Below are 18,724 nucleotides of genomic sequence, written 5' to 3'. Positions count from 1 at the left end.
TTTGGGGGTTGTGCTATGAAGTTTAGGCGCAGCGGACGACTCATCGATATGACGCACTATTTGCTCCAGCATCCTCGCCAGCTGATCTCGCTGACGTTTTTTGCAGATCGGTATCATGCCGCAAAATCGTCCATTAGTGAAGATTTGGCATTAGTGAAAAGCACGTTTGAGGAAAAAGGGATTGGTTCCTTACATACTGTTCCAGGCGCGTCTGGAGGAGTAAAGTACATTCCGATGGTTCGTTTGGATGAAGCTGAGGCGATTGCGACACAGCTGACGAAACGGCTGACGGAGATTGATCGGATTCTTCCAGGGGACTATTTGTACCTAGCCGATGTACTAGGGGATACACCAATGATTCATCAAGCGGGTCGATTGTTTGCTTCCCATTTCGCACAGCAACCAATAGATGTCGTTATGACTGTCGCTACGAAAGGTATCCCTTTGGCTTACGCAGTGGCGTATCACCTTGGCGTGCCAGTGGTGATTGTCCGTCGTGATAGCAAAGTCACAGAAGGATCGACCGTTTCCATCAACTATGTGTCGGGTTCAACCAAACGTATACAATCAATGGTGTTGGCGAAGCGAAGCCTAGATGCAGGAAGCAATGTGCTCATTGTTGACGATTTTATGAAGGCGGGAGGCACCATCAACGGTATGATTAGCATGATTGATGAATTCCAAGCAAATCTAGCTGGTATTGGTGTGCTCGTAGAAGCTGCTGGAGAGGGCGGAGAGCGTCTGGTCGACGAATACGTCTCATTGCTCCGTCTCATGAAGGTGGATGCTACAACAAAGCAAATTGACGTCGATAAAGGCACTTTTTTTCAGCTTTATAATTCATCTTCTAAGGAGGAAACAACGTCATGAAAGTCGTACACACAAACAATGCGCCAGCTGCTATCGGTCCATACTCACAAGGAATTGTTGTAAACAATCTTTTTTACAGCTCAGGCCAAATTCCACTAACTGCCTCAGGTGAATTAATTGAGGGAGATGTCATTGAACAAACCCATCAAGTCTTTAAAAACCTTCAAGCAGTCCTCGCTGAAGCAGGAGCTTCCCTTGAAACAGTTGTTAAAGCAACAGTATTCTTGAGTGACATGAATCATTTTCCCGAGGTGAATGATGTATACGGGACTTATTTTGCTTCACACAAGCCTGCTCGGTCCTGTGTAGAGGTTGCCCGTTTGCCTAAAGATGTTCAAGTGGAAATTGAAGTCATTGCGCTAGTGAACGCATAATACAATAACGCTTAAAACGCCCCGTAGGTTTGTCTGCGGGGTTTTTACTGTTTCTTACTTAAGAACGACTTTTTGTATCTCCATTCCCTAAAAATCTCCTGCCAAATATCCTTTAATGCATTGAATTAACAAAAAGTGGCCGTTAACAACGTCAGCGAAAATTAAGTCCGCTGCATCAATCCTGCGAAACAGATGATCTTCGGGGCATTAAACAATGCGCTTACTTGTCTTGTCTGCTAAAGCAATACGGTTCAACTCGCTTTTCTATTTTCTCGATTGTACGAGACCAATAAACTATAAAATAATATACGCTGAAACAAACATCAACGTAGTCAACATACGTAGACTCCTGCGGGAACAGCGCGAGCTGAAGATCCCGGAGGAAAGCCGCTTTTGCTTTCCGAGGAAGCTGAAGCCGTGCCCGGCGGCAAAGAAAACACGACGAGGTCTTCTCGAGTCGATGTTGCACTTGTACCCTTTAGGGTGAAAGCGAAGGATTTTGACGAAGCAGGCACCTTTAATTTTCCACTCAAGCACAACCATTGTTGAAGGTGATTTTTGCTCTGCGAAAGCTGTCTTACAACTAAAAAAAGTTTTCTTAACGTAGAAGGATTTCAGAATATTATGTTGAATAATTGGTAATAAGTCTTTTTATAGGGAAAAGGTGGTGAAGCATAAGATGGAAGTAACAGACGTGAGATTACGCCGCGTGAATACCGAGGGACGAATGAGAGCGATTGCCTCAATTACATTGGATCATGAATTTGTTGTTCATGACATCCGAGTGATTGATGGGAACAATGGCCTGTTTGTTGCTATGCCAAGCAAACGGACGCCGGATGGGGAATTTAGAGATATAGCACATCCGATTAATTCCAATACACGAGGAAAAATACAGGATGCTGTATTAACGGAATACCACAAGGCTGGCGAATTAGAAGAAGAGTATGAAGAAGCTGGTGCATCTTAATAAAAGCAGGAGGGCAATGCGATAGACGAATGTGTCTAGCGCAGTGCCCTCTTTTTAACGGTGTTATTTTCTGTAGGCAGGGAGAGACAAAAGCTGATCAACCGTAATAAATTCGAAAGATGACGAATACTCGTCAATGAGTTTTTTAACGGCTACCGGTGTTTGTGAGAGATCTTGTTTTCTTGATCCACCATCATGCATTAGCACGATGGCTCCAGGGCGGATGCCGTCGCGCACTTTATGAAGGATATCGCCCGCAGGAATACCACGCCAATCCTCGGTATCAACTGACCAAAGAATGACTTTTTTATTTACAGATTGAAGCATGGCGACGTGGGATGGAGGAAGTAGGCCGAATGGAGGGCGCATAAACAAGGGCTTTTGTCCAGTTAATTGGAAAATAATGTTGTCTGTCGCCTCCATTTCGTTTATCAATTGATCATAAGAGAGCCTCGAGATGTTAGGGTGTGAGAATGTATGATTTCCGACGGTATGTCCTTCAGACACCATACGTTTAATGAGATCAGGGTGTTCCTGTGCATTGCTACCAATGACAAAAAACGTCGCATGAACGCCTGCTTCTTTAAGTATATCAAGGAGGTGCGGTGTGTATCTTGGGTCAGGGCCGTCATCAAAGGTGAGGGCAATATGATTTTTAATGGGTTCGTTTTTTTGTGCAAAATAGACAATGGGCGCTTCCTGTGAGCGTATTTGAGAAGGCATGGAAAGACAAAAAATAACACAAAGCAACGAAAGCCTTCGTATGAGGGATAAGCTGAAGAACCGCTGACCCTTTTGATGGGTTTTACGTTTCGTACATAAATCATGACAATTCATTGGCAATCCTCTACTTTCCTTGAAATGACGCTATTTTTAAGATATAGTTCTTAATGGTCACGTCGTTTATTAACGGCTCCGTGAATGAGAACAATGAGAAGCATATATGCCTTATTTCTCATGCATGTCATACGGATGCACTCATGCATAGGACATATAAATAAAACAGAAGTCTCTTGCTAAGAATGACGCTCTCAGGCGACAATAGGCTTGAAAAATATACCCTTTTGGAGGTCACTCATGAGCGATCGATTTGCTGTCGTATTAGCAGCTGGAAAAGGCACGAGAATGAAGTCAAAGCTTTACAAGGTGTTGCACCCAGTATGTGGGAAGGCAATGGTTGAACATGTGGTTGATGCCCTTAGTGCGTTGCAGGTGAAGGACATCGTTACTGTCGTCGGACATGGCGCACAGCAAGTACAAGATGTCTTAAAAGGGCGATCCCAATTTGTGAACCAAAACGAGCAGCTAGGTACAGCACATGCTGTCCTGCAAACGAAAGATCAGCTCGCTGGGAAAAAAGGGGTCACCCTTGTCGTGTGTGGGGATACACCGCTACTGACAGCGAACACTTTGGAATCTCTTTTTCAAAAGCACGATTCAACTGGAGCGAAAGCCACTGTTTTAACAGCTCACACGAATGCTCCAGAAGGTTATGGTCGCATTGTTCGAAATAGCGATGGTATCGTTGAACGAATCGTTGAACACAAGGATGCCTCCCCGGACGAGCGAGATATTTGTGAGATTAATACAGGGACGTATTGCTTCGATAATGAAACCCTTTTTGAGCTCTTAGAGAAGGTTGGCAACGATAATAGCCAGGGTGAATATTATTTGCCAGATGTCATAGAACTTATACAAGAGAATGGCTGGAAGGTCGCTGCCCAAGATGCACCGACTTTTAGTGAAACGATTGGTATTAACGATCGTGTGGCATTGGCAAATGCAGAACATGCCATGCGAGAAAGAATTTTGACCGCGCATATGCGTCAGGGTGTGACAATTATTGACCCTACATCAACGTACATTGGAACTGATGTCACGATTGGACAGGACACAACCGTCTATCCAGGAACAAGTATCCATGGGGCAACAACGATTGGTGAGGATTGTTTGATTGGCCCCCACACAGAGCTGCAAAATGCGGTTATTGGGAATGCATCAACAGTTAAGCAGTCTGTGATGCATGACAGTCAGATCGGTCACAACACCACTGTTGGTCCGTATAGTCATTTGCGTCCTGGGACTGATATTGGTGATGCATGTAGAGTAGGAAACTTTGTTGAAATGAAAAAGACATCCTTCGGTCATGGAAGCAAAGCGCCTCATTTAAGTTATATTGGCGATGCAGTGATCGGTGAAGGAGTCAATCTTGGTTGTGGTTCAATTACAGTAAATTATGATGGGGCGAACAAGCATCAAACGACCGTGGAGGATGGTGCTTTTATTGGCTGTAACTCCAATTTGGTTGCTCCAGTAACCGTTGGGGCAGGTGCTTTTGTTGCTGCAGGATCGACGATTACTGAAGATGTTCCTGCGAACGCCTTATCGATAGCAAGAAGTCGTCAAGTCAATAAAGAAGAATACAACCGAAAAACGAAATAGGATCAGAGTAATGGAGGGTAAACCATGTCGTCAAAACAATACCTTGACTCAAATCTAAAGGTATTCACATTGAATTCCAATCCAAAGTTGGCACAAGAAATCGCAGACATTATCGGTACAGAGCTTGGGGCTTGTTCAGTAACTCGCTTTAGCGACGGAGAAATACAGATCAATATTGAAGAGAGCATCAGAGGCTGCGATGTCTATATTGTTCAATCGACATCTGATCCAGTCAATCAGCACATTATGGAGCTTTTGATCATGATTGATGCGCTTAAACGCGCCTCAGCAAAAACCATTAACATCGTTATTCCGTACTATGGTTATGCCAGACAAGACCGGAAAGCCCGAGCGAGAGAGCCGATTACGTCGAAGCTTGTTGCCAACCTGATTGAAACTGCTGGTGCAACGCGTTTAATTACGTTAGATTTACATGCACCACAAATTCAAGGTTTTTTCGACATTCCAATTGATCATCTGATAGGTGTACCAATCCTTTCTGATTACTTTGAAGCCAAGCATTTTGAGGATCTTGTGATTGTTTCTCCTGATCACGGCGGGGTGACACGTGCACGAAAAATGGCTGATCGCTTGAAGGCACCGATCGCTATCATTGATAAGCGACGTCCAAAACCAAATGTTGCAGAAGTAATGAACATCGTCGGAAACGTCGAAGGGAAAACAGCGATTCTTATTGACGACATTATTGATACTGCAGGTACGATTACACTTGCTGCCAATGCATTAATTGAAAATGGCGCAAAAGAAGTGTATGCTTGTTGTACGCATCCCGTACTCTCTGGGCCAGCGATTGAACGGATTCAAAGCTCGAGAATCAGTGAGCTTGTGGTGACGAACTCTATCGCCCTTCCAGAGTCAAAGCGGTTTGAAAAAATCACTGAGCTTTCTGTGGCTCCATTAATTGCTGAAGCCATTATTCGTGTGCATGAAAAGCTATCAGTGAGTACGTTATTTGATTAAGTTCATGCAAAACAACAAAAACAACTGTTTGCGAAGTAGAAAAGATGGGAATCTAGATATGTAGAGAATGGTATATCAAACATACAGGAGTGACCAAAATGGCACATACGCTACATGCAAAACCTAGACAAGCAGATAAACAATCATCACTAACAAGCTTACGTTCAAAAGGATATTTTCCTGCGATCGTATATGGATACAAAACAGAGAATACGTCCGTTGCTGTCGAGTATGCTGAATTTGTAAAAACCATGCGTGACGCAGGACGCACAGGCGTGTTGGATCTTTCCATTGACGGTGGGAAAAAAGTTCAAGTCATGCTCCATGACATTCAAACAGACCCATTAAAGGACAGAGTCATTCATGCGGACTTCATTGCCGTCAATATGAATGCCGATGTCGAAGTAGACGTTACAGTCTCGATTGAAGGGGATTCTGTCGGTGTTAAGGAAGGTGGCGTCGCGCAACATATCGAACACACTTTGCTCGTACGTGCAAAGCCTGCTGACCTGCCAGAGCAGATTACTGTGGATATTAGCGAATTGAACATTGGCGATTCCCTCAGTGTGGGAGATATCAAAACATCAGGTGCTTTTGAAGTTCTTACAGACGCGGAAGCAACCATTGTTACAATTCAGCCACCTACAGTTGAAGAAGAGCCTGAAGACGCTACAGAAGATGCTGCTGATGAAGAAGCAGCTTCAGAAGGAAGCGAAACAGAGAATAAAGAAGACTAGAATAATGGTTTAGTTTAGAACCGGTGAATTTTCACCAGGTTAATCAGACAAAGGCGTGCCTTGAATTTAAGGGACGCCTTTTGTAGAAATTGATAGATTGAAGCGGCTGACGTGGAGGTACGTGCAGTGAAATGTATTGTTGGATTAGGGAACCCTGGGGCACGGTACGAGTTTACCCGGCATAATATTGGTTTTATGGTCATTGATGAACTGGCAAAGCGGCATGGATCCACTTTGAAAAAACAGAAATACAATGGCGTATACGATAAAGTGTTCGTGCAAAACGAGTCTCTGCTGCTCGTAAAACCGCTCACCTTTATGAATTTATCAGGAGAATGCGTGCGCCCGTTGTTAGATTTTTATTCATTAGAGACAGATGATGTTCTCGTCGTGTATGACGATATGGACCTTGAAACGGGTCGTATTCGTTTGCGCCTTCAAGGTGGCGCGGGAGGTCATAATGGTATGAAATCATTAATTTCTCATTTAGGCACAAAATCCTTTAAGCGGATTCGAATGGGTGTAGGGCGGCCACAAGGTCATATGCCAGTCATTGATTATGTGCTACAACCTTTTGAGCCGAATGAGCAGGCAGCGATTGACAATGCGGTGGCTCATGCTGCAGACGCCTGTGAGGAATGGGCTAATACCGAGTTTGATCAAGTGATGAATCGGTTTAATCAGCGTCCTGCCGAATAATCGACAGCGTCCCCGTCCATACTGGTGATAGAAATGATGCCAGGAGGGATGGAAATGTTCGTCTATCGGTGCCGTCATTGTGGTGTCGAAGTAGGTCGTTTGCCGAAAACGGATCATATCAAACGTCGGTTAGGCTTTACGGAGTTATCAGTGGAGGAACAGCATACGATGTTACAGGATGGTCCAGCTGGAGAAACTTACGTGCAATGCATCTGCGAAAGTTGTCAAGAGGCACTCGCTGTATCACCAGAGTTTCATCAGCTAGAGCGGTTTATACAATAGTGGAAAAGCTTTGGCTGAGCAGAAGCCAAAGCATTTTTCTGTTTAAACATTGAGAACAAAGCGACTTTAAGAAGAGAGGATTTTGGTTTATGAAAATGGGCAGCAAGGAGGTCCTGCAATGATAGGACTGCGACATGCCATGCTAGAAAACAAAGAAGTACGGTCTGTGATAGATGGGTTAGATAAAGGATTGCGTGAGCAAATGGTAGCAGGTTTGTCCGGCTCTTCACGCAGTGTCATGATGGCTTCATTGTATTCGGATACGAAGCGATCTCAGCTTGTCATTACGCATAATTTGTTTCAGGCACAAAAGGTGTACGAAGACCTGCAAGAATTAATCGCGCCGGAGGACGTGTATCTTTACCCTGTCAATGAACTGATGGCCGCAGAAATAGCGGTTGCCAGTCCTGAGCTAAAGGCTCAACGAATTGAAACATTAAACCATTTAAGTCAAGGCACGCCTGGGATTTATGTCGTACCTGTTGCAGGTCTTCGCAGACTATTGCCACCACCTCAATTGTGGAAAGCTTCACAATTACATCTGAAAACGGGAGAAGACATTGATCTGGGGAAGGCGCTCTCGCAGCTTGTTGACATGGGATATGACCGCGTAGGCATGGTGTCTGCACCTGGGGAATTCAGCTTGCGTGGGGGCATACTTGATGTCTACCCATTAACAGAGGAATTTCCTTTTCGAGTGGAGCTTTTTGATACAGAAATAGATTCCATTCGTTATTTCCAAGCGGAGGATCAGCGCTCTAAAGAGCAAGTGGAATCGCTTTCGATTGGCCCGGCGACAGAAATCCTCTTGCAGGAAGAGCATTACGCCTTAGGAGCACAACGTCTAGAACAGCTACTTACCACGTCCTTGGGAAAAATGAAGAACCAAGAATTAAAAAAAGATATTTCTGAAAACACAAGACGCGATATTGATTTATTAAAACAAAAAACACGCTTCCCTGAGCTGTATAAATACATGTCTCTTCTTTACCCTGCGTCCCATAGCTTTTTTGACTATTTGTCCGATTCTCATGTTCTTTTTATGGACGAAATCGGTCGAATTCAAGAAGTGTCCTCTAATTTAGAGCAAGAGGAAGGGGAATGGCACACATCCCTTCTGCAGCAAGGAAAAGCTGTTTCGGAATTATCCTTTTCACATACCTTTCAAGATCTTCTATCATCTTCGACCACACCATGTATTTATTATTCGATGTTTTTGCGGCATGTTCCTCATACCAATCCCCAAAACGTCGTGAACATGCTATCAAAGCCGATGCAGGATTTTCATGGGCAAATGAATTTATTAAAAACAGAAACGGATCGGTGGAAGGAAAATGGCTATGCCGTTGTTTTCCTAGGTGCTGATGATGAGCGCATAGAACGTTTGCAACGAATTATGGAAGATTATCAAATTGATGTGTCTGCTCGCAGTGACATTGACGCCTTGCTGTCCGGTCAATGCCAGGTGGTAAAAGGTGATCTAAACGCAGGGTTCGAGCTCAGTACGAATAAAATAGCCGTACTCACTGAAAAAGAGCTGTTTAAAAAGCAAACGAAAAAAATGAAGCGACCGCAAAAAATTTCAAACGCTGAACGTATCAAAAGTTATCAAGAACTAAAGGTGGGCGATTACGTTGTCCACGTGAATCACGGGATCGGAAAATATCTCGGGATTGAAACACTTGAAATGAAGGGCAATCATAAAGATTATTTGCTATTACGATACTCTGGCGATGACAAGCTTTACGTGCCTGTTGACCAAATTGATCAAGTACAGAAATTTGTCGGCTCAGAAGGCAAAGAGCCAAAGGTATATAAGCTCGGAGGAAACGATTGGAAGAAAGTAAAAACGCGCGTACGTTCGTCTGTGCAGGACATCGCTGATGATCTCATTAAGATTTATGCAGCGAGGGAAGCAAGCAAAGGTTTTGCGTTTCCCATTGATGGAGAAGAGCAACAGTCGTTTGAGGCAAAATTTCTCTATCAGGAAACAGAAGATCAGCTACGTGCGATTGAAGAGATTAAGATAGACATGGAAAAAGAGCGACCAATGGACAGACTGCTTTGTGGTGATGTTGGATATGGCAAAACGGAAGTAGCGATTCGGGCTGCATTTAAAGCTATTATGAGTGAGAAGCAGGTTGCCATTCTCGTTCCAACAACGATTCTAGCACAGCAGCACTATGAGACGATCAAGGAGCGTTTTCAGGACTATCCAATCAATATTGGCTTGCTCAGTCGGTTCCGTACGAAAAAGCAGCAGAATGAGACAATTAAAGGGTTGAAACAAGGCAGTATTGATTTAGTGATTGGAACGCACCGTTTGCTTTCAAAAGACGTGATCTACCATGACTTGGGCTTGCTTATCGTCGATGAGGAGCAGCGTTTCGGCGTTACTCACAAGGAAAAGATCAAAAAACTAAAAGCAAATGTGGATGTCTTGACCTTGACAGCAACGCCAATTCCAAGAACGTTGCATATGTCTATGCTAGGTGTTCGTGACTTGTCTGTCATTGAAACCCCACCTGAAAACAGGTTTCCTGTGCAAACCTATGTATTGGAGTACAATACAGTGTTCGTCAAGGAATCCATTGAAAGGGAGTTGGCAAGGGGCGGGCAGGTGTATTTCCTCTACAACCGTGTGGAGGACATCGAACGGAAAGCTGAGGAGATCTCGATGCTTGTTCCTGAGGCACGCGTCGCTCATGCCCATGGAAAATTGACCGAAAGCCAGCTCGAGACCACGATGTTTGATTTTCTTGAGGGCGAATACGATGTTCTCGTGTCAACGACGATTATTGAGACGGGAGTCGATATTCCAAATGTGAATACATTGATCGTGTACAACGGGGACAAAATGGGTCTTTCCCAGCTGTATCAACTTCGTGGACGGGTCGGACGTTCCAATCGGGTGGCGTATGCGTACTTTACGTATCATCAAGATAAAATTCTTTCTGAAGTTGCTGAGAAGAGACTTCATGCGATTAAAGAATTCACCGAGCTTGGATCAGGTTTTAAGATCGCTATGCGTGATTTGTCGATACGAGGCGCGGGCAATTTGCTCGGTGCTGAGCAGCATGGATTTATTGATTCTGTTGGCTTCGACCTTTATTCTCAGATGCTTCAGGACGCCATTGAAGAGCGGAAGCATCAAGCGCAGCCTGTTGAAAAGGAAGTCGAAGCAGAAGTGCAGCTCGATATAGATGCCTATATTCCAGCAGCTTATATTGCTGACGAACGTCAAAAGATTGATATGTACAAACGATTTAAAGGTGTGTCTTCTCTGGAAGAAATTCGTGACTTGCAAGATGAGATGATTGATCGCTTTGGTGAGTTCCCTAAAGAAGTCACCGACTTGTTCACTGTTACACGACTGCGTTTACTCGCGAGTCAGCAGCAAGTGGAAAAAATTGCAGAAGAGAACGGACAGCTCATTGCCTTGCTTACGACGGAGGGCACGCAAGGGACGAATGCAAGCAAGCTGTTTGATTTTGTAAGCAGTTTTGGTCGAGCTGCACGTGTAGGCACAGAGGGACAAAAAATCAAGTTGATCGTCGATCCATCTAATGTGACAGCTTCCTCTGCTTTTGATCTGCTTGAGCGTCTCATTGCTCATCTGTCCGAGGTGCGTAGAGAAGAAGTTGTTCAGTAAACATAACGAGAACCACCTGCATACCGCGCAATGCCGAACAGGAAATCATCGTGAAAAATGGATTTTTTACAGAATGATGTATAGAACGCTGGCAGTGTTGGATAATAAGGTCAAGATAGTGGTGAGTGGCACAAGTGAAGAGCTAAGCACCTAACATAACCATCTTCTTGAAAGAGAGGCAATGATCTATGAAAGCGACTGGAATTGTCCGACGAATTGATGATCTTGGCCGAGTGGTCATCCCGAAGGAAATTCGTAGAACTCTGCGAATTCGTGAAGGAGATCCTCTCGAAATTTTTGTAGACAGAGACGGGGAAGTCATTTTAAAGAAATATTCTCCAATCTCAGAGCTTGGTGATTTTGCAAAGGAATACGCAGACGCGATCCACGACAGCACAGGCCATATCGTCATCATTGCAGATCGTGACACTTTTATTGCGGTATCCAGTGGGTCAAAAAAGGATTATCTGAATAAAAATGTTGGCAGTGAAGTGGAAAAATCGATGGATGGGCGTAGCTCTGTCCGTGGACAAAAAGGGTCGATACAAATTATCGATGGCATTGATGAAGAGCTTGCCTCGTACATTATCAGCCCTATCATTGCGAACGGAGACCCGATTGGTGCTGTGATGATTTTATCGAAAGAAGATGAGACGATCGGCCATACGGAAGAAAAAATTGCTGAAACGGCAGCAAGTTTCCTCGCTCGTCAAATGGAATAGAAAGACCTTTAAAGCTGCACATGCACGTGGGATATTGGTGGTTCACCAGTCTCGCGTGGATGTGCAGTTTTTCTATTTCGTTCAGAAACCGCCTGTTGGATCTGGGGTCTACACTTGATGTCATCCGCAGGACCGTTGTTTGGTATACTACACATAGATTGGATGCTGTTTTTTTGGAGGAACGTCGTTGTCTAAGTTGTTCAAAGGCACAATATGGCTTGTCGTCGCAGGACTTGTGGTCAAAGTGATGGCTGCGCTCTACCGCGTCGCCTATCAAAATATAGCTGGTGATGTTGGCTATTATGTATATCAACAGGTTTACCCGATTCTAGGAGTGGCTGTTACAATCAGTACATATGGATTTCCGGTGATTATGGCTCAAATGCTTGCCAAAGAGACCACTACGATGCAACGATCAGAGCTGTTTTTAGCGGCTCGGCAGCTGCTTTTTGCTGGCAGTTGGCTTACAGCAGTGCTTGCTTGGTTACTGGCTGCTCCATTGGGGGAATGGCTAAAAGATAGTCAGCTCGTTCCACTGTTTCAAGCAAGTGCGTTCGTCTTTGTTTTTGTGCCATTTTTGTCTATGTATCGAGGGTTGCTCGTTTATAGAGAAGAAGCCGTTCGCTTGTCTTTATCACAGATGATTGAACAAGCCATTCGTGTCGGCGGAATTTTGCTTGCGCTCCTTTGGTTTGCATCAATTGATGTGTATGAAGCAGGGTATTGGGCAGTTGTCGCTTCGCTGATTGGGATGTTGGTTGCACTAGTTGTTGTAAAGATAAACAACGGTCAAGTCGATAGAGGCGCGTATGGTGGGCTCGTTGCGCGTCAATCTTCTTACAAAAAAGCGGCCGTTGCTTTATTTGGTACAGGTCTTGTTATCTGTTTGAACAGCATGCTTCCGATTGCTTTTCAGGCAGTGGATGCCCTCACACTTTATCCGTCATTGCTTGAGGTTTTTGGAGAACCTATTCAGGCTCAGCAGGAAAAAGCTTACTTTGACCGTGGGCAGCCGTTGTTGCAACTATGTACAACAGTAGGAGTCGCTTTATCTGTTGCTCTCATAACAAAGGTAGGTGAGCTCTTAACAACCAACAAGCGGATAGAGCTTCGTACGTTGGCCACAAAGGCTATCCAGTGGGTATTTTGGATTGGGTCTGCTGCAGCGGCTGGGCTCTTCTGGTTAATCGAGCCGATTAACGTCATGCTCTTCGGAAGCAATGATGGCTCAGTGGCACTTGCCGTGTTTTGTGTTTCAACAGGATTTTTTCTTGTCGTTATTGTTGCCGTTAGCCTCTTGCAGGGAATTGGCAAAGGATCTATTGCTGTAGCCATTGTCGGCGCGGGGTTGCTAGTGAAAACGATAGGCAATGTCGTTTTTGTGCCAAGCATTGGGATCCTTGGTGCATCCGTTGCGACATTGATTGGTATCGGTGTCGTGGCAGTGATACTGCTTGTTTATTTAAGGAAGAGGCAATGGATACAATGGCAATCTTTCCGCTTTTTCCGGGTGCTCATAGGCTTAACGGCGATGTGTGCAACGCTTGCTGTGTGGGAACGTGTGATGTCCCCTTGGCATGATCGGGCCAGTGCAGCCTTCGTTGCGTTTGGTGGGGTTTTTATTGGCGCACTTACATATGCCATCTGCACGTATTTTATCTTGCTACATGCTGACGAACGAAAGGGATTTCGTTTGTTTAAATAAGGAGTGACCATCGTAATGAAAATTCGAATCGCTGGGTTAGGGGCGCATGATCCGTCCCAAATGACCATTGGCGTCTATGAAACACTACTGAATGCACCAGCTCTCTACATGCGTACGCTTCAGCACCCATCGGCAACGATGATTGCTGAGAAGCGAGACACTGTCTATTCGTTTGATGAGATTTACGAAAGCGCGGATCAATTCGAAGAGGTGTATGAAGCAATTACGGCACGTTTATTGAGCGAAGTGAAAGAAAAGCATGACATTGTTTATGCTGTGCCCGGCCACCCACTAGTGGCAGAAGCGAGTGTGAAGCAACTGCTCGAGCAAGGACCACTTCACAATGTGCAAATTGAAGTCATTGGTGGTCAGAGCTTTCTCGATAGTATGTTTGCAACGCTTGCGATCGATCCAATTGATGGCTTTCAGTTAGTGGATGGTATGTCCTTTGATTGGAAAAGTCTCGATGTTCAAACCCACCTCTTTATTATGCAAGTCTTCAATCGGTTTATGGCTTCAGACGTCAAGCTTCAGCTCCTAGAGAAATGGCCGCCAGAGGCAGAGGTGTGTGTGGTCACGGCTGCAGGATCTACAGAAGAAGTAAAAGCATGGGTGCCGCTTCATGAGCTTGACCATGAAGACCGCTTCACCGATGTCACAACGTTGTATCTGCCACCATTAAATGAACGCACGCAGCGGTCTCGTGATTTCGCTTCTTTGCGTGAGATCATTGCGACGCTAAGGGGCCCGGATGGCTGTCCATGGGATAAGAAACAGACCCATGCCTCCCTGAAGCCGTTTTTGCTGGAAGAGACGTATGAGGTTTGGGACGCGATTGATGACGAGGACGATGAGCATTTAGCGGACGAGCTTGGAGATATCCTCTTGCAAGTGCTGCTCCATGCCCAAATTGGAGAGGACGAAGGGCGTTTCTCTCTAGAAGATGTTGTTGCTGCCTTGGCGACGAAAATGATACGCCGTCATCCCCATGTGTTTGGAAACGAGCAAAACCTTACCGAAGAGGAAATTCACTCAAACTGGATGCGCATTAAACAGGAAGAAAAGGGCGAATTAGAACACAAAACGTCTCGCTTGGATGGCATCCCTGCCGCAGCCTCGACTCTTCTCCAAGCCTATGAGATACAGAAAAAAGCGGCGAAATCAGGCTTTGATTGGGACGATGCTGCAGATGTATGGAAAAAAGTGAAGGAAGAAATCCATGAGCTTGAGGAAGAGTTTGCTGGCGTCGAACCGTCTAGGCGAGAAGAGGAATGGGGCGACACGGTATTTGCCTTTATTAACATTGCCCGTCATTACAATATTCAACCTGAAGCTGCGCTGATGAAGACGGTACAAAAATTTAACCGACGCTTCCGTTACATTGAACAGAAAGTAGAAGGAGCGACAAAGCCCTTTGAGGAGCACACGCTTGATGAGCTTGATGTGTATTGGGAAGAGGCAAAAAAAGAGGAGGAAAACAAATGAGATTAGATAAATTTTTAAAGGTTTCGCGGTTGATCAAACGCCGGACATTGGCGAAAGAAGTAGCGGATCAAGGGCGGATCGCCATCAACGGTCAAACGGCAAAGGCTAGCAGTACTTTGAAGGAAGGCGACACCATGTCCATTCGGTATGGCAATCGGACGGTAGTCGCGCGAATTGATAAGCTTACTGAAACATCAAGGAAGGAAGAAGCGGGACAAATGTACACCATCCTTGAAGAAAAGCAAGAAGAGTAGCTTGTTCTAAACCCTCTCTTTTCGGAATAACGTAAGAATGAAAGAGAGGGATGAAGACATGAGTCAATCTCAACAAATGGGCACAGCGCATAGGGACACACCGGACCATAATATCATTATGAAAAACAGAAAATACTTAGAGATTACCGGTGTGAAACAAGTGGATAGCTTTGACAATGAAGAATTTCTCTTAGTGACGACAATGGGGTATTTAGCGATTCGAGGACAAAACCTGCAAATGAAAAACCTCGACGTTGAGCAAGGAAATGTATCGATCCGCGGAAAGATTTACGACTTAGTCTACTTGGACGAGCAGCAGTCAGAAAAAGCCAAAGGATTGTTTGGAAAACTATTCAAATGACCATTACACTTCAAATGGCCTCCTTATTGGCTATGGTCGCTGCAGGCATTTGGGTAGGGCTTTCCGTTGATACCTACAAGCGTATTTGGCGTCATTATATTCGCAATATGTGGATGAAGGGGCTACACGATATTATCTTCTGGGTCCTGCAAGGGGTCCTTGTTTTCTTTTTGCTTTGGCATGTTAATTATGGGGAACTAAGGTTTTATCTTTTGCTGGCTATGCTGCTTGGCGTATCGATGTATCAAACCCTGTTAAAAAGAGCATATTTAACCATGCTTAATGCCTTGCTTTCATGTATACTTACTTTAGTTCGTATTTTGAGACAAGCCTGTTTGCTCCTAATCATCCGACCCATTGTTTGGGTCGCAAGTGTGATCTGGGCAATCATTGCATTTATTGTCGGAGGCATTGGCAAAATTCTCTACCATCTCCTGAGAATCGTTTTTTTTCTCCCGATTCGCTGGGGTTTACTGTTGATATGGCGATTGTTGCCGATAAAAACTAGACAGCATTTTGTTGTCGTGGCAGGAAAATGCATGTCCTTCAAGAATACAATCACACAACTAGTTAAAAAACTTCGAAAGTAGGAGGAATGCAAGTGAGTGCACTAAAAAAGCCGAAAATAACCCACTTAGAATCCGCCTATGTACACCAAGAAAAACAGAAGCAACAACGTCTAGTAAAGAGACGAAAAGGGTTAATGAGACGCCTTGTTGTGTTTAGTGTACTGGCTGCAGGCCTGCTCTTGTTTATGGTGAACGCATTGTTCCATCAAGCAGGGAACGTTTCCGAGAAAAGCGCATATATTGAAGAATTACAGGCACAGACCGACCAATTAGAGACTCAAAAACAAACGCTTTCTGAGGAAGTAATGAACCTGCAAAATGAGGACTACGTATTAGATGTTGCGCGTCGTGATTATTTCTATTCCAAGGACGACGAAATTATTTTTAAACGCTCATCTGAAAATCCCTCTTATTGACACCTCTAAAAGCGATTAGTATAATAAAGACACATTTCATTTCTTATCTGCGTTTAAGGAGGAGCATTTTTTTTATGTCAATCGAAGTAGGCAGCAAGTTGCAAGGAACAGTTACAGGGATTACCCACTTTGGTGCTTTCGTTGAGTTGCCTGGAGGTACCACTGGTCTTGTGCATATCAGCGAAGTTGCTGACACATATGTAAAAGATATTAAAGATGTACTCAAGGTCGGCGATAAAGTAGAAGTGAAGGTCTTGAACGTGGAGAAGGACGGCAAAATTGGTCTCTCCATTAAGAAGGCAAAAGAGAACGAAGAACGGGAAAAAAGTGATCGTCCTCCGTTCCGTCCGAGAAGCAGTAGTGGCGGTGGCGGACCTAGAGGCGGCGGTGGTCCACGTGGTGGCGGCGGTCGACGTGGCGCACCTGCACCACCCGATAATTTTGAATCCAAGATGAGCCGTTTCTTAAAGGACAGTGAAGACCGTCTATCATCCCTTAAACGAAACAACGAATCTAAGCGCGGTGGCAGAGGCGCAAAAAGAGGGTAACAACTTGCTGCTTATTAATATAGTATAAAGAAATAAACACTCGCAGATGCGGGTGTTTATTTCTGAGCGTAGAAAAAGTTTGTCACCACTAGGAATCAGGTTGAATGAAAACGCTTATCTAAGACGACTTTCGCAGTGCAAACATCACTTTCATCGCTGATTGTGCCTGGGTGGAAGCAAGGCGACATAGATTGATTGACATCTTATGTATTTTGGAAACATGATGAGGTACTTTCGAATCGATGATGCACTTGTGCCCTTTAGGGTGTAAAGAAAACACGACTGCTTCGTCAAAATACTTCGCTTGCACCATAAATGGTATAAGGTCAACATCGACTCAGAAAAGCCTCTCGTCGTGTTTTCTTTACCGCCGGGCACGGCTTCAGCTACCATGGAAAGCAAGCTGTCCATGGGGATCTTCAGCTCGCGCTTTTCCCGCAGGAGTCAGCGTATTTTGACTGCGCTGATGCTTGTTTCTGCGTAAACTGTTTTTTTATTTATTGGTCTCGTATAATGGAGAAAATGGAAAAGTGAGTTAATACTTGTCGTAACCAAACTAGACAAGTAACCGTATCGTTTCATGCGAAGTTATATCACCTAGTGCAGTAATTTAGACAACTTGGGCAGTGCAAAATCAACTTCAACGCTTGCTGTACTTGAATTGATGCAAGGTGAAAAAGATTAATGGACCTCTTCAAAACAACGTCTGCTGTATTTAGAAAATAGGAATGGTGCCGGTGCTCACAATCCTGTATTACTAAAAGGTCGTCTTTCAGTAATGAAGCTGACTTCTAGACGTTAAGCACTAGATGAGCTCTTTTTAGCTCTTATCACATCATAAAAAATGAGTGCATCATTGAAAGCTGCCACTAGCGAGACTTCAGGTGTAAAGAAAACACGACGAAGCATACTTCGAGTCGATGTTGCCCTTATGCACTTCAGGGTGAAAGCGAGCGTTTCTCATCAGCCGAAAAATAATGATTGACATTCGAAAACGAATTGAATACAATATAACTTGTGCTGTTTGAAACAGACCATGTGGCGGTGTAGCTCAGCTGGCTAGAGCGTACGGTTCATACCCGTGAGGTCGGGGGTTCGATCCCCTCCGCCGCTACCATTACATATATGGCCCGTTGGTCAAGTGGTTAAGACACCGCCCTTTCACGGCGGTATCACGGGTTCGAATCCCGTACGGGTCATCTAGAAAAAGGATCTGCAACTATTGCAGGTCTTTTTTTCATGGTGTGGATGCTGAGAAAAAGGTCTATTCAATTAGAAGACGCAGACCCTTGGTAGCGACAAAAGACCCCGAAATACGCTACTTGTAGTGTTGAAAGGTCTTGTCAAATGGCTATCTACTCTTTATTCCTTCGAAACAACGACACATGTCTCCAAAAATACAACCGTATGCTTTTTTGCACGTATGATATCCGCAAACTATCTGGTCGCACACGACTGCCAGTGCCCTCTCCTTTTTTAAATCAATCACATCATTCGTTTTCCACTCCTGTAGTTCCCTATAATCATTAACGAGATCGAACGTTTCCATTTTACAAAACAATACGTAATTCGCCTTAAAACATTGGCAGGAAAAAGAGCACTAATGACGAACGGTTTGCTGGTTTGGTCATTTTCTTTGTGGAAGTGTCCAAAAAAA

General features: G+C 44.5%; 18 protein-coding genes and 2 tRNA genes. 19 read left to right on the top strand and 1 reads right to left on the bottom strand.

The genetic code is table 11. The features are described from left to right. Window positions 1-15: 15 nt before the first annotated feature. The 3 genes from purR to spoVG all read left to right on the top strand — a co-directional run bounded on the left by purR (window position 16) and on the right by spoVG (window position 2,214). The gene (purR, locus tag EV213_RS19145; RefSeq protein ID WP_133582183.1) at window positions 16-870 is read left to right on the top strand and encodes a pur operon repressor; all 855 of its coding nucleotides are present in this window, start codon (window positions 16-18) and stop codon (window positions 868-870) included. Beyond that, the gene (locus EV213_RS19140) at window positions 867-1,244 is read left to right on the top strand and encodes a RidA family protein (protein ID WP_133582182.1); all 378 of its coding nucleotides are present in this window, start codon (window positions 867-869) and stop codon (window positions 1,242-1,244) included. Before purR ends, EV213_RS19140 begins: the two co-directional genes overlap by 4 nt. 679 nt (window positions 1,245-1,923) lie before the next feature. Next, window positions 1,924-2,214, top strand: a complete 291-nt coding sequence (gene spoVG, locus EV213_RS19135) for a septation regulator SpoVG (protein WP_133582181.1) — start codon at window positions 1,924-1,926, stop codon at window positions 2,212-2,214. A 63-nt stretch (window positions 2,215-2,277) separates the two neighbouring features. Here the strand turns inward: spoVG and EV213_RS19130 are convergent, their stop codons facing one another. After that, complete coding sequence (locus EV213_RS19130; protein WP_133582180.1) at window positions 2,278-3,051, bottom strand: polysaccharide deacetylase family protein; 774 nt, start codon at window positions 3,049-3,051, stop codon at window positions 2,278-2,280. A 240-nt stretch (window positions 3,052-3,291) separates the two neighbouring features. On the opposite strand from EV213_RS19130, the gene glmU reads away from it, so the two are divergent. From glmU to EV213_RS19050, 16 genes are all read left to right on the top strand, one after another. After that, window positions 3,292-4,656 carry a bifunctional UDP-N-acetylglucosamine diphosphorylase/glucosamine-1-phosphate N-acetyltransferase GlmU gene (gene glmU / locus EV213_RS19125; protein ID WP_133582179.1) on the top strand — a complete coding sequence of 455 codons (1,365 nt, stop codon included), beginning with the start codon at window positions 3,292-3,294 and terminating at the stop codon, window positions 4,654-4,656. A 24-nt stretch (window positions 4,657-4,680) separates the two neighbouring features. Continuing rightward, entirely contained in the window at window positions 4,681-5,637 is a 957-nt protein-coding gene (locus EV213_RS19120) for a ribose-phosphate diphosphokinase (protein ID WP_133582178.1), read from the top strand. 98 nt (window positions 5,638-5,735) lie between these two features. Beyond that, window positions 5,736-6,374, top strand: a complete 639-nt coding sequence (locus EV213_RS19115) for a 50S ribosomal protein L25/general stress protein Ctc (RefSeq protein ID WP_133582177.1) — start codon at window positions 5,736-5,738, stop codon at window positions 6,372-6,374. Between the two features lie 126 nt (window positions 6,375-6,500). Next, on the top strand, window positions 6,501-7,073 hold the full coding sequence (gene pth / locus EV213_RS19110) for an aminoacyl-tRNA hydrolase (RefSeq protein ID WP_133582176.1): 573 nt from the start codon (window positions 6,501-6,503) through the stop codon (window positions 7,071-7,073). Window positions 7,074-7,127: 54 nt separating this feature from the next. Continuing rightward, window positions 7,128-7,355 carry an anti-sigma-F factor Fin gene (locus EV213_RS19105; protein WP_166639423.1) on the top strand — a complete coding sequence of 76 codons (228 nt, stop codon included), beginning with the start codon at window positions 7,128-7,130 and terminating at the stop codon, window positions 7,353-7,355. Between the two features lie 118 nt (window positions 7,356-7,473). After that, the gene (gene mfd, locus EV213_RS19100; RefSeq protein ID WP_133582174.1) at window positions 7,474-11,007 is read left to right on the top strand and encodes a transcription-repair coupling factor; all 3,534 of its coding nucleotides are present in this window, start codon (window positions 7,474-7,476) and stop codon (window positions 11,005-11,007) included. Window positions 11,008-11,195: 188 nt separating this feature from the next. After that, a complete protein-coding gene (gene spoVT / locus EV213_RS19095; RefSeq protein WP_133582173.1) occupies window positions 11,196-11,729 on the top strand; it encodes a stage V sporulation protein T in 534 nt (177 codons plus the stop codon). A 187-nt stretch (window positions 11,730-11,916) separates the two neighbouring features. After that, a complete protein-coding gene (locus tag EV213_RS19090) occupies window positions 11,917-13,434 on the top strand; it encodes a polysaccharide biosynthesis protein (protein ID WP_133582172.1) in 1,518 nt (505 codons plus the stop codon). 15 nt (window positions 13,435-13,449) lie between these two features. Further along, window positions 13,450-14,919 (top strand): bifunctional methyltransferase/pyrophosphohydrolase YabN, encoded by a 1,470-nt coding sequence (yabN, locus tag EV213_RS19085; protein WP_424923084.1) that lies wholly within the window; start codon window positions 13,450-13,452, stop codon window positions 14,917-14,919. Continuing rightward, window positions 14,916-15,173 (top strand): RNA-binding S4 domain-containing protein, encoded by a 258-nt coding sequence (locus EV213_RS19080; RefSeq protein WP_133582171.1) that lies wholly within the window; start codon window positions 14,916-14,918, stop codon window positions 15,171-15,173. The genes yabN and EV213_RS19080 overlap by 4 nt, the downstream gene beginning before the upstream one ends. Before the next feature lie 58 nt (window positions 15,174-15,231). After that, window positions 15,232-15,534, top strand: a complete 303-nt coding sequence (yabP, locus tag EV213_RS19075; protein ID WP_243740275.1) for a sporulation protein YabP — start codon at window positions 15,232-15,234, stop codon at window positions 15,532-15,534. Beyond that, window positions 15,531-16,124, top strand: a complete 594-nt coding sequence (yabQ, locus tag EV213_RS19070) for a spore cortex biosynthesis protein YabQ (protein WP_133582169.1) — start codon at window positions 15,531-15,533, stop codon at window positions 16,122-16,124. The genes yabP and yabQ overlap by 4 nt, the downstream gene beginning before the upstream one ends. Before the next feature lie 11 nt (window positions 16,125-16,135). Next, window positions 16,136-16,519, top strand: a complete 384-nt coding sequence (locus tag EV213_RS19065) for an FtsB family cell division protein (RefSeq protein ID WP_166639422.1) — start codon at window positions 16,136-16,138, stop codon at window positions 16,517-16,519. 74 nt (window positions 16,520-16,593) lie between these two features. Then, entirely contained in the window at window positions 16,594-17,067 is a 474-nt protein-coding gene (locus tag EV213_RS19060; protein WP_133582167.1) for a S1 domain-containing RNA-binding protein, read from the top strand. 1,040 nt (window positions 17,068-18,107) lie between these two features. Continuing rightward, window positions 18,108-18,184: transfer RNA gene (locus EV213_RS19055), tRNA-Met, on the top strand. 10 nt (window positions 18,185-18,194) lie between these two features. Continuing rightward, a tRNA-Glu gene (locus EV213_RS19050) sits at window positions 18,195-18,266 on the top strand. Window positions 18,267-18,724: the final 458 nt, after the last annotated feature.

Origin of the sequence: Aureibacillus halotolerans, from assembly GCF_004363045.1 — a bacterium.
In the GTDB taxonomy this organism is placed as follows: domain Bacteria; phylum Bacillota; class Bacilli; order Bacillales; family DSM-28697; genus Aureibacillus; species Aureibacillus halotolerans.
Note: the sequence above shows the minus strand (reverse complement) of the source record. Positions and strands in the feature narration are given on the sequence as shown.

What these genes read in the sequence shown, in the direction of transcription:
- EV213_RS19105 (WP_166639423.1), top strand. Translation starts at nt 7,128, where the DNA reads ATGTTCGTCTATCGGTGCCGTCATTGTGGTGTCGAAGTAGGTCGTTTG.
- EV213_RS19140 (WP_133582182.1), top strand. Translation starts at nt 867, where the DNA reads ATGAAAGTCGTACACACAAACAATGCGCCAGCTGCTATCGGTCCATAC.
- yabN (WP_424923084.1), top strand. Translation starts at nt 13,450, where the DNA reads ATGAAAATTCGAATCGCTGGGTTAGGGGCGCATGATCCGTCCCAAATG.
- glmU (WP_133582179.1), top strand. Translation starts at nt 3,292, where the DNA reads ATGAGCGATCGATTTGCTGTCGTATTAGCAGCTGGAAAAGGCACGAGA.
- yabQ (WP_133582169.1), top strand. Translation starts at nt 15,531, where the DNA reads ATGACCATTACACTTCAAATGGCCTCCTTATTGGCTATGGTCGCTGCA.
- EV213_RS19115 (WP_133582177.1), top strand. Translation starts at nt 5,736, where the DNA reads ATGGCACATACGCTACATGCAAAACCTAGACAAGCAGATAAACAATCA.
- purR (WP_133582183.1), top strand. Translation starts at nt 16, where the DNA reads ATGAAGTTTAGGCGCAGCGGACGACTCATCGATATGACGCACTATTTG.
- mfd (WP_133582174.1), top strand. Translation starts at nt 7,474, where the DNA reads ATGATAGGACTGCGACATGCCATGCTAGAAAACAAAGAAGTACGGTCT.
- yabP (WP_243740275.1), top strand. Translation starts at nt 15,232, where the DNA reads ATGAGTCAATCTCAACAAATGGGCACAGCGCATAGGGACACACCGGAC.
- spoVG (WP_133582181.1), top strand. Translation starts at nt 1,924, where the DNA reads ATGGAAGTAACAGACGTGAGATTACGCCGCGTGAATACCGAGGGACGA.
- EV213_RS19120 (WP_133582178.1), top strand. Translation starts at nt 4,681, where the DNA reads ATGTCGTCAAAACAATACCTTGACTCAAATCTAAAGGTATTCACATTG.
- EV213_RS19130 (WP_133582180.1), bottom strand. Translation starts at nt 3,051, where the DNA reads ATGAATTGTCATGATTTATGTACGAAACGTAAAACCCATCAAAAGGGT.
- EV213_RS19080 (WP_133582171.1), top strand. Translation starts at nt 14,916, where the DNA reads ATGAGATTAGATAAATTTTTAAAGGTTTCGCGGTTGATCAAACGCCGG.
- EV213_RS19060 (WP_133582167.1), top strand. Translation starts at nt 16,594, where the DNA reads ATGTCAATCGAAGTAGGCAGCAAGTTGCAAGGAACAGTTACAGGGATT.
- spoVT (WP_133582173.1), top strand. Translation starts at nt 11,196, where the DNA reads ATGAAAGCGACTGGAATTGTCCGACGAATTGATGATCTTGGCCGAGTG.